The following is a 13,782-nucleotide window of genomic DNA, read 5'->3' as shown; positions in this document are numbered from 1 at the left end:
CGAATGCGTCGAAGTAAGCATTTCGGATCGCGTCATACGTATGACTGACGGATTTTAACCACTAAACTCGAATTTTTTACGATTCAACGCGTGAATGAGCGCAATGAGCAATAAGAAGAAAAGTCCTGCGGCTGCGCGTCCGACGAGCCGCGATGTCGCGCGTCTGGCCGGTGTGTCCCAATCCACGGTGTCGCTGGTGTTCGGTGGCAAGGCCGAGGGGCGCGTTACGCCCGAGCGGCGCGAACAGATTCTTCAAGCCGCCCAGACGCTGAGCTACCGGCCGAACTCCTCGGCGCGCGGTCTGAAGCTCGGCACGCAGAAGCTGCTCGCGCTGGGCGTGCCGAATGTCTCGAACCCCTACTTCGCGTCTGTGCTGAAGTCGGTCATCGGGAGTGCTGCGGCCAATGGTTACGCCACGGTGCTCATCAACACCGGCGAGTACGGGAACGACCCGGAGCGTCTGCTCCTCAGCCTCGATGCGCACGCCTTCGACGGCATGATCTTCTGGGAGGCGTCGTGGACGGCGCGGGCGCTGGAAATCATGCCGACGTCCGTGGTCGTGGTCGACGGCGACTCGTCTGCCGATGCCGACGTCTTCATCGCTTCGGACGTGATTGTGCGAGAGATGGTCGATCACCTCGCATCGCTTGGACATTCGCGCATTGCGCGGGTCGGCTTCGATCTGGAAGCCAACACGTTTCGCGTACGCTCACGGGCGTATCGGGAGGGTTTGCAGGCGCATGGGCTGACGTACGACGCCCGCCTGGAGATCGAATTGCCGTTCGGCGCCACCTCGTCGTCGGCCATCGAAGCGTTGCTCTCGCAACCCCAGCGCCCGACGGCGTTCGTGTGCGACGACGACCTGCTCGCGCCGCTTGTCTATCGCGCCGCCACGCGTTGCGGGCTGAAGATCGGAGAATCTGTGTCGGTTGTGGGCATCGGTGACATCGAACTTGCGTCGCTGCTGGAGCCGCCGCTGACCACCGTCGCCATTCCCACACAAGCGCTCGGCGAGTCGGCCGTCGATACCTTCCTGCGCAAGCGCGCCGGGCAACCGACGACGCTCAGCACCGTGCAAACGCGGGTGATCATGCGGGATTCGACCGGTCCCTGCATCGCCTGAGCGACGCGCGCAGAAAACGACGCGACAAAGAAAAACCCCCTCCAACCGTGAGGCGCGAGGGGGTGTCTGCTACAGACGCTTGGCTTGCCGGATGCTTCGCAGGAAAGCCCGCGTGCGCTCCTGCTGCGGGTCGCCGAAAATCTGCTCCGGCGGTCCCTCCTCGCATACGGCGCCGTCGCACAGGAAGCAAACCTTCGACGCCACTTCGCGTGCGAAGCCCATCTCGTGCGTGGCGAGCAGCATCGTCATGCCCTCGTGCGCCAGATCGCGCACGATGTTGAGCACTTCGGACACCAGCTCCGGGTCGAGCGCCGACGTGATTTCGTCGAGCAACAACACCATCGGGTCCATCGCCAGCGCACGCACGATAGCCACGCGCTGTTGCTGACCGCCCGACATGCGGTCCGGATACTCGTTCGCCTTATGCGCCAGACTGAAGCGCTCCAGCAACGCCATTGCACGTTCCTCCGCTTCGCGTTTGGGCTGCTTGAGCACACGAATCGGCGCGAGCGTAACGTTCTCCAGCACTGTCATGTGCGGGAACAGGTTGTAGCCCTGGAACACGATGCCGATGTCCCGGCGCAGCGAATTGACGTCCACGCCGGGGCCGGTAATGCGGTCGCCGTGCACGAGGATCTCGCCTGCGTCGATGGACTCCAGACCGTTGATACAACGCAGCAACGTCGACTTACCGGAGCCGGACGGACCGATCAGGCACACCACCTGATGCTCCTCCACCGTCATCGCCAGACCGTTGATGACCGACACGTCGCCGTACGACTTGGCAATGTCGCGAATCTCGATGAATGACATGGTCGTTCGCTCCTCAGGCACCGCCGGCACGCATGCGGGCGCGGTCGCGTTTGGCCATCCGTTCCACGAAGCGCACTTGCGGAACCGAGATGATGATGAACAGGATGGCGACGGTCGTTGCCGCCGACAGGTTGTAGTGGTTCGACGCGATCACCATCGACTGGTTGAAGGCGTCGATCACCCCGACGACGTTCACGAGCGCCGTGTCCTTCTGCAACGCGATGAAGGCATTGAGCAGCGGCGGAATGATCTGCCGGATACCCTGCGGCAACACCACGAAGCGCAACGTCTGCGTGTACGACAGGCCCAGCGAGCGCGCCGCCGCCACCTGCGACCAGTGCACGCCCTGAATACCGGCGCGATAGATCTCCGCCACGTACGCGCCGACGGTCAGCGTCAACGCGATCACGACGTAGGTGGTGAGCGACAGGTCCTTGAGGATCGGCACGCCCGTGAGCGGCAGGCCGAAGCCGACCAGATAGATCACCAGCACGGCAGGCATCGCGCGGAAGATGTCGACGTAAGCCGTGGCGATGAACCGCAGCGGCTTGCCGGCATTGCCCGGTGCGAACATGGCGAGTGCGACGACCAGGCCCCAGATCAGCACGAAGACTTCTGCGATCAGGAAGATCTTCACGTTCACCCAGAAGGCTTCGAGTACGAGCGGGAACGTCTTGACGATGAGCGGGACGAGGAAGAACGTCTTCGCCACCGCAAGATCGTTCGCCAGCACGAACTGCAACGCGAGCACGACGATCAGTTGCGCGAGCGTGTAGCCCAGCGTGATCCAGCATTGCACCCCGGCTTCGGACTTCGCCACGCGCGCAGCGACGATGTCGCGACGCGACGTGGCGCGCCGAAAGTCCTGGTAACGCGCAAACGCACGCACCAGCGGAATGAGCACGAGCAACGAGGCCAGCCCGAGCAGAACCGTACCGACGGGCACCCACCACCCGCCCAGTTGATTGGCCATCAGCCCTTCACGCAGGGCACCGATCGTGTAGACGCCGCCGGCGACGGCAATCGCCGCCCCAAGCAATGCGCACAGGCACAGCACCGTCGGTGCGGACGGGGTGCCGCCCACGTTCAGACGGCGCTCCCGGCCCATGCCACCGAGGATGGACCCCGGGGCCTTTTGAGTGGATTCGCTCATATGGATTGACTCGGGTCTCCCCGACCTCACGGCGTCAGGATCGGCAGCTTGGCGGGATCGGCACCGAGGCTCGGCACGAGGTATTGCGTGGCCAGACGGTCGAACGTGCCGTCCTTCTTCATCTCGGCGATCAGCTTGTTGAACGCGGCCAGATTCGGCGAATCCTTGTTGACGAGACCGCCCCACTGTTCGCTCGTGTCATAGCGGCCGACGACTTCGAAGCGGCCTTCGGACTTCTTTGCGATGGACAGCACGTTCGGCGTGTCGTAGAGCACGGCGTCGACCTGACCGGCGGCCAGTGCGGCGTACATGGCAGCGGCGTCGGTGTAGACCTTCGGGTGCTCGGCGACCTTCACCTTATCCGTCAGATACGGCAGGATCGTGGTGCCCTGCTTCACGCCCAGACGCATCTTCTTGATGCTGTCCTTGTCGACCTTGGTGCCCGTCTTCACGAGAATGCCCTGATCCGAGCTGAAGTACGGATCGGTGAAGTTGACGACCTTCTTGCGCTCGTCGGTGATGGTGATTTCGCTCAGCGCGATATCGAAGCCCTTGGCCTGCCCCGTCACGACTTGCGCGAACGAACGGTTGACGACGATCACGCGATCCAGACCGGCGCGATAGGCCATGTTGGCGGCCATACAGTACTCGAAGCCGTCCTTGATGGTGTCGGGCGAATCGCCGTTCCACCAGCCCGGTGCAGGCAGCACGGGACGCACCGACAATGCGCCCGGCGTGACCGTTTCGAGTTTGATCGAGCCGCGCGTGCCGGTGACCTGGCAATTGCCGAAGTCAGGCGCTGCGGAGGCTGCCGTCGACACGAGGGAGAGGCCGCCCAGCACGAGCGGAATGAGCAGCGAGCGCAGATGAGTCGACTTGCGGGTTGCGCGGGTGTTGTCCTGCTGTTCGATCGGATTCATGAGGGGGTCTCTCCTTGCGTCTTTGGTCTGTGATTCGGGGCGCGAGCGCGGGGGCTTCAGTGTTTTAGTACTTGAGTACTTCAGTACTTCATTACGTTATGCGGGCAATGCCGCAGCCGGTTGAGCGATGCCGCCATGCGGCTTGCCAGACGCGACATCGCCCCAGAGAACGGCGTGATCGTCGGGCAAGGCACGGGAATTGGGCATCGACAGCCACAGGCGCATGAGCATGCGGTCCTGACCGGTCTGCACATCGTCGACGAAAGCCGTGCGGCCGTGATACACGATGTGGTTGTTCAGCAACTGAATGTCGCCCGGCGCGAAGCGCATCTGGAAGCACTCTTCTTCAGCCAGCGCCATGAGCATCTGAATGGCTTCGTGCTCGGCATCGCTGAGCTTGCGCACGCCCGGCAGCATCTGGGCGTTCTCAATATAGGTGAGCGAGAAGTGGCTCGTCAGCTTGCCGTCTCGCACGCCGAAAATCGGCAGGTCGTAAGCGATGTGTTCACCACCGGCTTCTTCACCGAAACGGCTGCGCGGAATCGCCTTGCACAGCAGCGCGTGCAGATCCGGACGGCGCTTGAGCATCTCGTTGTAAACGGTAGCGCTGCTCGCCAGCTTGCTCACACCGCCTTCCGATGCCTGACGCACGCACAGCAAACCGACCACGTCGCAGCGGTCCGTGTGAAAGCGCAGTTGTCCCGGCGAGAGCGTACGTGCGCCGGAGGAGAGAAATTGCTTGCCCGCGCTGTCGACGGTCGCGCCGTAGAGCTTCGCTCCGACGCCCATGCCTTCGTCCTTGATCTCGCGCATGACTTCGCCACGGCAGTTCTGGAACATCGGCGTGCCGAGGTGTGCCCCCAGCGCGTACCAGATGCGACGCAGTTGTTCGGCGTCGTAGCGGCTGACGTCGAGACCGCGAATCTTAACCATGCCGGAGCCGTTTTCGAGTTCTTCACGAACGTCGTCGAAGAACGCACCCGCATCGGGCAGCGGGAAGTTCTGACGATTGATGTCGCGCCAGTCCACGTTGTGCGTTTGCGCCAGTGCGGCATCGATCTGATCGAGCACGTGTGCCGGGAACGTTTTGACCCAACGGTCGTTGTTCACCATTTCGGCACCGCGCCAGACGGCAGCGCCCTGAAGACTCTTCGACTCGGACATGAAACCTCCTGATAGATGTAATGAGTAGTTCGTCCTACGTTGTATATACATGTAAAGACATTACACCCAGCTTTTCGATTCCGGCAATCAGGGGTTGCGTCGGATCAGGGAAAGTCCTAGCGCTGGAAAACAACACAGCGTCCAGGTGTCCTGGGTGCGCTCTACATCGCAGTGCGGGCGCGCGCAGCGCCTCTCTGGCAGACGACAGACGAGACAAATTTCGGGCTCATAGCCCCGCGCGGGACTGCCCGAACAGCCGGGTACGCAATACCCCGGTCACATGGACTATACGCGAACAAAATCCTGTCCGTATATCATTTATTATTTTCGTATACGATTTTGGGCGCGCGAAGACGACCGACAAGGAAAAATAGGGGATGCTTAAGCCTTCCCGTTGAGCCGGAAATACGCCATGACTTCGCGTTGCGTTTGCTCCAGATGCTTGCGCAGCAGACGCACAGCGGTTTTCGTGTCGCCCGCAGCGCAGGCCTGATGGATGGCGATGTGTTCGTCGGTCGAGCGCTGGTGGTCGTTGACGGCCGAGAGGTGCGCGCGCAGAAAACGTCCCATGCGCTCTTGCGCGGCCTGCGCTGTGGCGACGAGACGCGGGCGATTCGCCGGTGCGTAAAGTGCCTGATGGAACGCGAGATTCAGATCACTCCATGATTGCGGTGTGTCGGCCTTCGCATAGCGCTTGAGCAATTGTTCGGCCAGCGCGAGATCGCTCGGCGCCATATTCGGCACCGCAATCTCAAGCGCACGGCATTCGAGTGCGATGCGCATGTCGAGCATCTCGACGCAATCGTTCACCGTGAGCGGCGAGACGATCGCGCCCGAATGACGCTTGAGCGACACCCATCCCTCGGATTGCAGACGCATCAGTGCCTCACGCACCGGAATCTTGCTCACGCCCATTTGCGCCGCGATCTCGTCCTGACGAATCGGTGCGCCCTCCGGCAATTCGCCCGACACGATCTGACGACGAATCGCGTCGTAAGCCCGGTCCGCCGTCGAGAGCGAAGCTTCATCGAGCGTGGCGGTGGCGGCGAGGTTGCCGGTCGCGTCGTCGCGTGAGGATTTGGTCACAGCGCAGAACCTGTCGAGGCCGAAATGGAAAACGCATCGATTATACAAACTCCCGTTTCCGTATACGTTTCGATGTCATCGCACGGTTGAGCATTTCTCGGACTTCAGGCTATCGCCTATCTACGCAAAGGTTTCATGCCGATTGTTCTGCCCGTGCAACTTTAAGTTACCCGGGCAGGTGTTTCGTGCCGCGTATCGCATCGATATGATGAGCGCGACCTGCGACGTCACATCACGCAGGAACGCCGCAATGCCGACGTCTTTGTCGAATGAAATTCGCTTTTGGATGAAAACAATCACCATGCATCGTTTCAACATTCAGTGGTTCGCACGGGTGCTGATGTCGGCCCTGTTCCTGATCGCCGGGGTTCGCAAGATCTTAGCCTTCAAAGCGACCGTCGGCTATTTCGCCGCCATCGGTCTGCCCTTTGCGGAAGTCGTGACCGCGCTGGTCATCCTGATCGAAGCCGGTGGCGCCATCGCGCTGATTCTGGGCTGGCGTCTCAAGCCGCTCGCGCTGCTGCTCGCGATCTACACCGTCGCAACGGCCCTCATCGGCCATAAGTTCTGGGCCGCCGACCCCGCGCAATTCAGTGGTCAACTGAATAACTTCTTCAAGAACATCGCGATTGCCGGTGGCTTCCTTCTGCTGGTCGCACAACCGGATACGTCGTCGAAGGCGTAAAACCTTCGGCCAGGCGTTGTCGGGCGCGTCGCTCGGGCACTCGCCCGGAGAACACCCCGAGAGGCTTACGGCCCTCGGGGTGTTTTTTATTAAGCAAACACCGAAAACACAACGCAGCGACGTTGGAGAATTGTCGAGTTTTGTCGCCAGGCAATACCAGCGCGACAGAAATCGTTACACTCGCGCCATCTCCCTTCAGCATTCACATGTCCGCCCGCATCCTCCTCGTTGAAGACGACGCCCGTCTGTCCGCCCTGGTTTGCGGCTACCTTCAGAAGCACGGCTATCAGGTCGAATGCGTGCTCGACGGTGCACGCGCCGTGCAAACGATCCTTCGCCGCCGCCCCGATCTGGTGATTCTCGACGTCAATCTGCCCGGTAAGGACGGCTTCGAGATCTGTCGTGAAGCGCGCGCGCAGTATCGCGGCATCGTCATCATGGTGACGGCGCGCGACGAGGAATTCGACGAAGTGCTGGGGCTGGAACTGGGTGCCGACGATTACGTCCACAAGCCGGTGGAGCCGCGTGTGCTGCTTGCTCGTATCAAAGCGCAACTGCGTCGCAACGAGCATCTGATTCCCGCCAGCAACTCGCCCGAGAGCATCACGCTCGGCCGGTGCCGCATCGACCGGGGCACCCGGTCCGTCACGCTGCCGAACGGCAAGCAGCCCGACCTGACGTCCGCCGAATTCGATCTGCTTTGGGCGCTGGCCTGCTCGGCAGGTGAAGTAGTGACGCGCGACGCACTGGTGCGTCACTTGCGCGGCGTGGAGTTCGACGGCATCGACCGCTCGGTGGACGGCGGCATCTACAAGCTGCGACGCAAGCTCAACGACGACCCTTCCGCACCGCAGTGCATTCTGACGGTGCGCGGCAAGGGGTATCAACTCAACAAATCCTGCTGGGACTGACCCGGCACGACCTCACGACCGGCCAGCCCGGCGCATATCATGCCCGCCAACCCTTTCCAGCCCTATCGATACTGCCGGCTGCGGTGGCAGCGATTTCGCCGTTCATGGACGGACACCCGCGCCGACCGGCGTCCCAGTTGGTCGCGGCTTTTCGTGCGTACTTACACGAACCTGCTCGGGCTTTGTCTGCTGGTGCTCGTCGTCCCGGCGCTCTTCATCGTGTTCAACGTGCCGGACAGTGCGTGGCGCACGAGTCTGGGGACGGCACACTTTCTCGTGCCCGTGATACTGAGCACGCTGCTGTTGCCTGCCATCGTCGCGTATCGGTGGATGCGCCCGGTCTGGGTCGATCTCGTGATGGTGCGCGAGCGTGCCATCGACTTCAGCGGCGGCCGCTTTCACACGCGCGCGAAGGAGTCGTACAGCGTTATCATCGGCCCGCTGGCGCGCACGCTCAACGCGCTCGCCGAACGCATGGAGAAGCTGATCGCCACACAGCGCGATCTGACTAACGGCATCTCGCACGAACTGCGCACACCGCTCGCGCGTCTGCGTTTTGCGCTGGAAATATTGCGCGACCCGACGTCGTCTGCCGACGCGTGTCAGCAAGCGCTGGCGAGCATCGATCTGGACGTGACCGAACTCGACGAACTCATCGACATGAGTCTGACTTTCGCGCGGCTGGAGTACAGCTCACTTCAGTCGAATCTTGAGGCCACGTCCGTTGCGCACTGGTTTGCGAATCAGGTACGCGACGCTTCCCTGCTCTACGCCGAACGGGACATCACGCTGGAATGCAATCTCGCGCCGTCGTATCAGGTCGTCATGGACAAGCGGCTGATGGCGTACGCCATGCGTAATCTGCTGCGCAATGCGAGCCGGTATGCGCGCTCGCGCATCGTTGTGGGGATGCAGTTACGCCACGGGAATATCGGTATCTACGTGGAAGACGACGGCCCCGGCATTGCGCCGGACGACCGCAAACGGATCTTCGATGCGTTCGTGCGACTCGACCGCCGCACGGGGGGCTACGGACTGGGTCTCGCCATCACGCAGCAGGTCATGCAGGCACATAACGGTAATGTTGCCGCCACCGATCCCGTCACCCTCGGCGGGGCGCGCTTCGAAATCAGTTGGCCTGCAATCCCCGCCACCGGCGCTCCCTCGGTGACGTCTTAAGTCAACTCAGTACGTACGTCCCAACTGGAAGTAGATGTTGTTACGTCCGCCCGGCGCGAAGGCCACACCGAAGTAAATCGGACCGAACGACGTAGTGAGCGCGGAGAAGACCGTGACGCTGCGCTTGAGCGTACCGCTCCCGAACGAATCGTCCACGGACCAGACGTTGCCCGCCTCCAGGCTCACGCCGACGAACAGACGCCGGATCGGCGAGGCGCTGAACGACGCAATCCGGTTCATGTACGTGATGTTCCCGTACATCATGGAATTGCCTGCCAATTGATCCGCGGCGTATGCGGACAAGTGCTGGAAGCCGCCGAGCGTAAAGCCGAGTGGGTTCGTCACGTTCGTGCCGCCGAAGTTGTTGCCTGCCTCCACCGTGGCGCTTACGCTGTGCCGCCCATAGCTCATCGCCACCATTCCCTTGCCGTACACCTCGGTATAACTGTTGGTGCCCGCGAACAACGATCGCTCTGCGCGCAACTCCGTGAAATAACCTCGACGTGCGAATTGCGGATCGTCGAGCTGGTCGATCACCAGCTTTGCGCGGGCGCTCAACTGGCGTCCGTAAATGTCGGGGAAGAGCAGTTGCTGCGTCGGCTGTGCATCGTCGTCATCGCCACCGATCGGCAGGTTGTATTGCGGCACCGCCGTGCCGTGCGCATACGCCAGACCGACACGGAAATCACCCAACGTCGATATCGGGAAGCCAATGTCGACACCGGCACGCTCCGTGGTGAGTCGATACCGCGTGAGTCTGATATCGCCCGACTCGTCGTATACGTTGGCGTGACGGCGCTGAATCTCCACATACGGCGCGATGTAAGCCCCCCACGGGTTCGCGAACGGTTGACGCAACTCGCCGTGAAACGCGAGGACGTCGCTGCCGAGTGTGGCGTCGGCACGGGCTTCGAGACCGCTGCTCGTCAGCCACGGGCGGCGGTAGCCGAGGTGCAGACGGAAGCTTCCCTCCTCCTTCGACGTCGCCGACAAGCCGAGGCCGAACAGCAGGAAGTTCGGCCCCCAGCGCTTTTCCTGCGCCGTGATGACGAGTTTGTGCTCGCCGTTCTCTTCTACCATTTGCTGCGTGACGCTCTCGAAATCGTCTTCGTTGACCAGGGCGAGCAGGTCTTTGTTGACTGCTGCCGGGTCGTAGACGTCGCCCTCCTTCACATGCAGCGCCGCCCGTATGCGCTTCGCAGGCACCACCCCGCGCGAGTTGATCTCGACCTTCGTGATGCGTACCGCTTGCGCCGCTGTCTTGCCGTGCGCGGCACGCCACGCGGCGTATTGGTCCGGACTCAGCGCGAGCCGCTGAAGCTGTGGCAGCGCGGCCCGTGCAGCGGCTTCGCCAGCGGCGATGGCTTGTGGGGCGTTCTCGAAGTCGGTGAATGTCAGACGGCCGAGATCCGGCTGAATCAGCACGTCGGTTGCGCGAAGCTGCTCGCGCTGGCGAGCCACGTTCTGGCGAATCAGAATGCCGACCATTTGCTGGAACACGTCCGCTGGCGACGACAGCGCGTTCAGCGGACGCAACGGTGAGCCGATGTCCACGGCAATCACGACATCCGCCCCCATCGAGCGCGCCGTCTCGATCGGCAGGTTGCTGACGATGCCGCCGTCGACCAGCGTACGGCCATTGACATCCACCGGCGAGAAGAGACCGGGCAGCGCCATGCTCGCGCGAATAGCCTGCGGCAACGAGCCGCGATCGAGCACAACCATCTGACCGGTCTGCAAGTCGGCAGCAATCGCGCGAAAAGGCACGGGAAGCTTGTCGAACGATACTGAACCGCCGATGTTAGGCGTCCACTCCTGCAACAGGGCCTGAAGCCGGTTGCCATGCACCAGCCCCGAGGGCAGCTGGAAGCCGTTGCGACCGAAGCCGAGGGAGAAGCTGTCGACGTAGTAGCGTTCGTCTTCGCGCTGCGACTGCGGAAGATCGCTGCGATCGGTGACGTCGAACGCAACGTCCGCGAGGTTCACGTGCTCAAGCCGGGCGCGCATATCGGACGCACTCAGGCCGCTCGCGTATAAGCCGCCGACGACTGCGCCCATGCTCGTTGCCGCAACGCAGTCCACCGGAATGCGATTGTCTTCGAGCACTTTGAGCACGCCGAGGTGCGCGTAGCCTCGCGCGCCGCCACCGGAAAGCACCAGCCCGACCGACGGACGGCCCGAATCGCCGCCCTCGACGCGACAGATCGTCTCGGGTGTCGCGGGCGCCGTGGACGTTGCAGCCCGCGCCGCCGGGGTGAGCAGGACGAACAACCCACCGAGCAGCAGGCACGCGCCGAGCCAACGAAAACCGTCCCCGTCGCGCAGATGAAGTTTGGGGAAACGGCTCATGGCTTACGGAGAGATTTAGGAAAAACGCAAGAATACCCGCTTTCCGTTTCCCCTAATGGACCCGATCCCACGAATTGTGCGCGGAGCGTCTGTCAGACGGTAAAGATTCAGAAAGGTGGCCTCACGGCCGATTCGATTCGGGAGCGATGCGAGGCGAATTAGCTCGCCAGACATTTGAACAGCAGGCGGAAGGGTCCGACATCCGGCGCAACGGCCAGACGGGGCAGCAGGAAGGGATCGTCGTCACGGTCGACCCGACCACGTCGAGTGGTGGTGGCGTTGCGATACCCGGCGCGCTCGACGATGTCGCGCACGTGTCGGGTGACGTTGCCGTACGGGTAGCAAAACGCCTCGATGTTCGTCCCGCAAATCGATTCGAGTTGGTGCTTGGCGCCGACGATTTCTGCGGCGGCATCGTCCAGCGCCAGATCCGGCAGCGATACGTGATTGAGCGTGTGCGCACCGACCTCGTGCCCGCGACGCATCCACGTCAGGAGCCGGTCGCGGTCCATGAGCGGCGCGGGGGACGGGGCGAGATGGGCGTCCCAGTGATTGGTCCCGCCCAAATGATCCGCCACGAAATAGCAGGTCGCCGTGAAGCCCACCGAATCGAGCACCGGCATCGCGTGATCGAAGACGTTCTGAAAGCCGTCATCGAACGTGATGCCGAACACTTTGGCGCGTCCCGGCGCACGAAGATACAACTGAAGCTCGCACATGCTCAGGCCCTGATAGCCGAAGCGGCGAAGCCAGGCCATCTGCGACGCAAACGTATCGGGGTCGACGCACAGCCCCCGCAGCGGATTGTCGTGCGGCGGCACGGCGCAAATCTGGTGATACATCAGAATCGGAACCGACATGGCGGGGGCCTCAGGCGGCTCGCTTCTGATTGCGTCTCTCACGACGCAGTGCAATGCGCAGCCACTGACGCATCGAGAGATTCGCGCGCGTCGGGTGTTGCGACGTGACGCGCGCGGCGGTGGCGTCCAGATACACGCCGTAGGTCGCGCCGACGAAATCGTCGAAATCGAATTCGGTCCGTCCCTTCATCCGTGCCATGTGCCCCATGTGTCGGGTTCGCTCCGGTTTGTCGGCAATGTGCATCAGCACGTTGGCGATGGCTTGCGGATCGCGCGGCGGCACAATCCAGCCGTCTACCCACGGGGTGACGTTTTCCGGCAATCCGCCGACCTTCGTCACCAGGCTGGCACAGCCGGCGGCCATCGCCTCGCGGCACGCGTACGACAGGCTCTCGTGATAGGAGAGGACGAACGCGACATCGGTCGCCGCGAGCAGATGGTGGACGTGGTTGATCGGCCCGGTGAAGAGAATCTGCGCATCGAGACCGCACGCCTCGACCATCGCGCGCTGCTCGATGCTCGGCTCGGTACCCGCGAGCCAGACGCGAAAACGTCGACGTGTCGCTTCGGGCAGCAGCGTGAGCGCCACGACGAGGTCGGCCCATCCCTTCGCCGCGCCGGTGCCCGCTGCGCTGCCGAGCACGATGCTGTCGTCGGCGCTTGCACCGAGCAGGGCCGAGCGACGGCGCAGGCGTTCCTCCTCATTGAGCGGCGCTGAACCCGGCGAACGCACGCCGTGCTTGATCACCACGATGTTCGGATAGGACGACTCGCGTCGGAGCATCGTGCGTACGTAGTCGCTCACGGCGATGGTCCGGGTTGTGCCGAAGCTCGCGCGCAACCAGTTGCCGAACGAGTTCGCAGGATAGGTGTTGTGCTTGGTGAAGACGATTTCCGGGCGCACCGTCAGTCCGGCGACGGCGAGCATGACCTGACGATGATCGGGAGAACCGTTGACGTGCACGACATCGAAGCGGTGCTCGCGAATCAGCCGACGCAGGCGCAGCGTCTCTTGCCAGAAGCGATACCAGCGCGGTTTGAAATCGATGTCGACCGATGTGATGCGCGGCAGTCGTTTGATCTGCTCACCGAGCCAGCTACCGGGGGGTGTAGCGACGGTGATCTCATGGTCGCGGCTCATGGCGAGCGCGAGTTCCCGGACGTAGGTGTCCTGCCCGCCGCCGCAGCCGACGTGAAAGTTTGTATAAAGAATCTTCATGCGTTCCGACCCGATGGTGTCTCCGCGAATGGTAGAGAGACCCGGGTCGGGACGGTGTCGAGACTCAATGAGTTTTGTTTCGTTTTGTCGCTGAGTTCACCGGCGTGGGCGTATGGCCGTGCGGACATGCGTACGCATAGACGCAAAAAAACCCGGCAGCGCAACGCTTGCCGGGTTTTGTCGACGGGCGAGATCTCCCCCGGTCGCGTGGACTTAGAAGGGTTATACCCACTAAAAAGTGTTGGTAACGGCTTGTATTTGAGTGAGTGCGGTCCTGTACGAGGTTTGCGTCACGCACGATTGTTGGTAACGCGCCGAGA

The 13,782-nt window shown here is 62.4% G+C and carries 12 protein-coding genes; 4 read left to right on the top strand and 8 right to left on the bottom strand.

Translation table 11 applies throughout. From position 1 onward, the window contains the following. Positions 1-103 precede the first annotated feature (103 nt). On the top strand, positions 104-1,123 hold the full coding sequence (locus tag NA29_RS03140) for a LacI family DNA-binding transcriptional regulator (protein WP_039395672.1): 1,020 nt from the start codon (positions 104-106) through the stop codon (positions 1,121-1,123). A gap of 69 nt (positions 1,124-1,192) precedes the next feature. Here the strand turns inward: NA29_RS03140 and NA29_RS03135 are convergent, their stop codons facing one another. The 5 genes from NA29_RS03135 to NA29_RS03115 all read right to left on the bottom strand — a co-directional run bounded on the left by NA29_RS03135 (position 1,193) and on the right by NA29_RS03115 (position 6,259). After that, the gene (locus tag NA29_RS03135; RefSeq protein ID WP_039402185.1) at positions 1,193-1,936 is read right to left on the bottom strand and encodes an amino acid ABC transporter ATP-binding protein; all 744 of its coding nucleotides are present in this window, start codon (positions 1,934-1,936) and stop codon (positions 1,193-1,195) included. Between the two features lie 13 nt (positions 1,937-1,949). Beyond that, positions 1,950-3,089, bottom strand: a complete 1,140-nt coding sequence (locus NA29_RS03130) for an amino acid ABC transporter permease (RefSeq protein WP_039395669.1) — start codon at positions 3,087-3,089, stop codon at positions 1,950-1,952. A 26-nt stretch (positions 3,090-3,115) separates the two neighbouring features. Beyond that, positions 3,116-4,009 carry an ABC transporter substrate-binding protein gene (locus NA29_RS03125; protein WP_052252476.1) on the bottom strand — a complete coding sequence of 298 codons (894 nt, stop codon included), beginning with the start codon at positions 4,007-4,009 and terminating at the stop codon, positions 3,116-3,118. A 96-nt stretch (positions 4,010-4,105) separates the two neighbouring features. After that, a complete protein-coding gene (locus tag NA29_RS03120; RefSeq protein ID WP_039395666.1) occupies positions 4,106-5,173 on the bottom strand; it encodes a TauD/TfdA family dioxygenase in 1,068 nt (355 codons plus the stop codon). Between the two features lie 381 nt (positions 5,174-5,554). Then, entirely contained in the window at positions 5,555-6,259 is a 705-nt protein-coding gene (locus NA29_RS03115; protein WP_072633183.1) for a GntR family transcriptional regulator, read from the bottom strand. Positions 6,260-6,560: 301 nt separating this feature from the next. On the opposite strand from NA29_RS03115, the gene NA29_RS03105 reads away from it, so the two are divergent. The 3 genes from NA29_RS03105 to NA29_RS03095 all read left to right on the top strand — a co-directional run bounded on the left by NA29_RS03105 (position 6,561) and on the right by NA29_RS03095 (position 9,034). Continuing rightward, positions 6,561-6,944, top strand: a complete 384-nt coding sequence (locus tag NA29_RS03105) for a DoxX family protein (protein WP_039395660.1) — start codon at positions 6,561-6,563, stop codon at positions 6,942-6,944. Between the two features lie 206 nt (positions 6,945-7,150). Then, complete coding sequence (locus NA29_RS03100; protein WP_039395655.1) at positions 7,151-7,855, top strand: response regulator; 705 nt, start codon at positions 7,151-7,153, stop codon at positions 7,853-7,855. 39 nt (positions 7,856-7,894) lie between these two features. Next, positions 7,895-9,034: an ATP-binding protein gene (locus tag NA29_RS03095; protein ID WP_052252474.1), complete on the top strand. Its 1,140-nt coding sequence runs from the start codon at positions 7,895-7,897 to the stop codon at positions 9,032-9,034. Between the two features lie 6 nt (positions 9,035-9,040). Here the strand turns inward: NA29_RS03095 and NA29_RS03090 are convergent, their stop codons facing one another. From NA29_RS03090 to NA29_RS03080, 3 genes are all read right to left on the bottom strand, one after another. Beyond that, positions 9,041-11,383 carry a patatin-like phospholipase family protein gene (locus NA29_RS03090; protein ID WP_052252473.1) on the bottom strand — a complete coding sequence of 781 codons (2,343 nt, stop codon included), beginning with the start codon at positions 11,381-11,383 and terminating at the stop codon, positions 9,041-9,043. A 158-nt stretch (positions 11,384-11,541) separates the two neighbouring features. After that, positions 11,542-12,243 (bottom strand): polysaccharide deacetylase family protein, encoded by a 702-nt coding sequence (locus NA29_RS03085; protein WP_039395652.1) that lies wholly within the window; start codon positions 12,241-12,243, stop codon positions 11,542-11,544. A gap of 10 nt (positions 12,244-12,253) precedes the next feature. Further along, entirely contained in the window at positions 12,254-13,462 is a 1,209-nt protein-coding gene (locus NA29_RS03080) for a glycosyltransferase (RefSeq protein WP_072633182.1), read from the bottom strand. Positions 13,463-13,782 lie beyond the last annotated feature (320 nt).

This window comes from Pandoraea sputorum (assembly GCF_000814845.2).
Classification (GTDB): domain Bacteria; phylum Pseudomonadota; class Gammaproteobacteria; order Burkholderiales; family Burkholderiaceae; genus Pandoraea; species Pandoraea sputorum.
Note: the sequence above shows the minus strand (reverse complement) of the source record. Positions and strands in the feature narration are given on the sequence as shown.

Bases quoted from the DNA above. Each gene is read 5' to 3' on its own strand.
- NA29_RS03140 (WP_039395672.1), top strand. From the start codon at position 104: ATGAGCAATAAGAAGAAAAGTCCTGCGGCTGCGCGTCCGACGAGCCGC.
- NA29_RS03130 (WP_039395669.1), bottom strand. From the start codon at position 3,089: ATGAGCGAATCCACTCAAAAGGCCCCGGGGTCCATCCTCGGTGGCATG.
- NA29_RS03100 (WP_039395655.1), top strand. From the start codon at position 7,151: ATGTCCGCCCGCATCCTCCTCGTTGAAGACGACGCCCGTCTGTCCGCC.
- NA29_RS03080 (WP_072633182.1), bottom strand. From the start codon at position 13,462: ATGAAGATTCTTTATACAAACTTTCACGTCGGCTGCGGCGGCGGGCAG.
- NA29_RS03125 (WP_052252476.1), bottom strand. From the start codon at position 4,009: ATGAATCCGATCGAACAGCAGGACAACACCCGCGCAACCCGCAAGTCG.
- NA29_RS03085 (WP_039395652.1), bottom strand. From the start codon at position 12,243: ATGTCGGTTCCGATTCTGATGTATCACCAGATTTGCGCCGTGCCGCCG.
- NA29_RS03120 (WP_039395666.1), bottom strand. From the start codon at position 5,173: ATGTCCGAGTCGAAGAGTCTTCAGGGCGCTGCCGTCTGGCGCGGTGCC.
- NA29_RS03095 (WP_052252474.1), top strand. From the start codon at position 7,895: ATGCCCGCCAACCCTTTCCAGCCCTATCGATACTGCCGGCTGCGGTGG.
- NA29_RS03090 (WP_052252473.1), bottom strand. From the start codon at position 11,383: ATGAGCCGTTTCCCCAAACTTCATCTGCGCGACGGGGACGGTTTTCGT.
- NA29_RS03105 (WP_039395660.1), top strand. From the start codon at position 6,561: ATGCATCGTTTCAACATTCAGTGGTTCGCACGGGTGCTGATGTCGGCC.
- NA29_RS03135 (WP_039402185.1), bottom strand. From the start codon at position 1,936: ATGTCATTCATCGAGATTCGCGACATTGCCAAGTCGTACGGCGACGTG.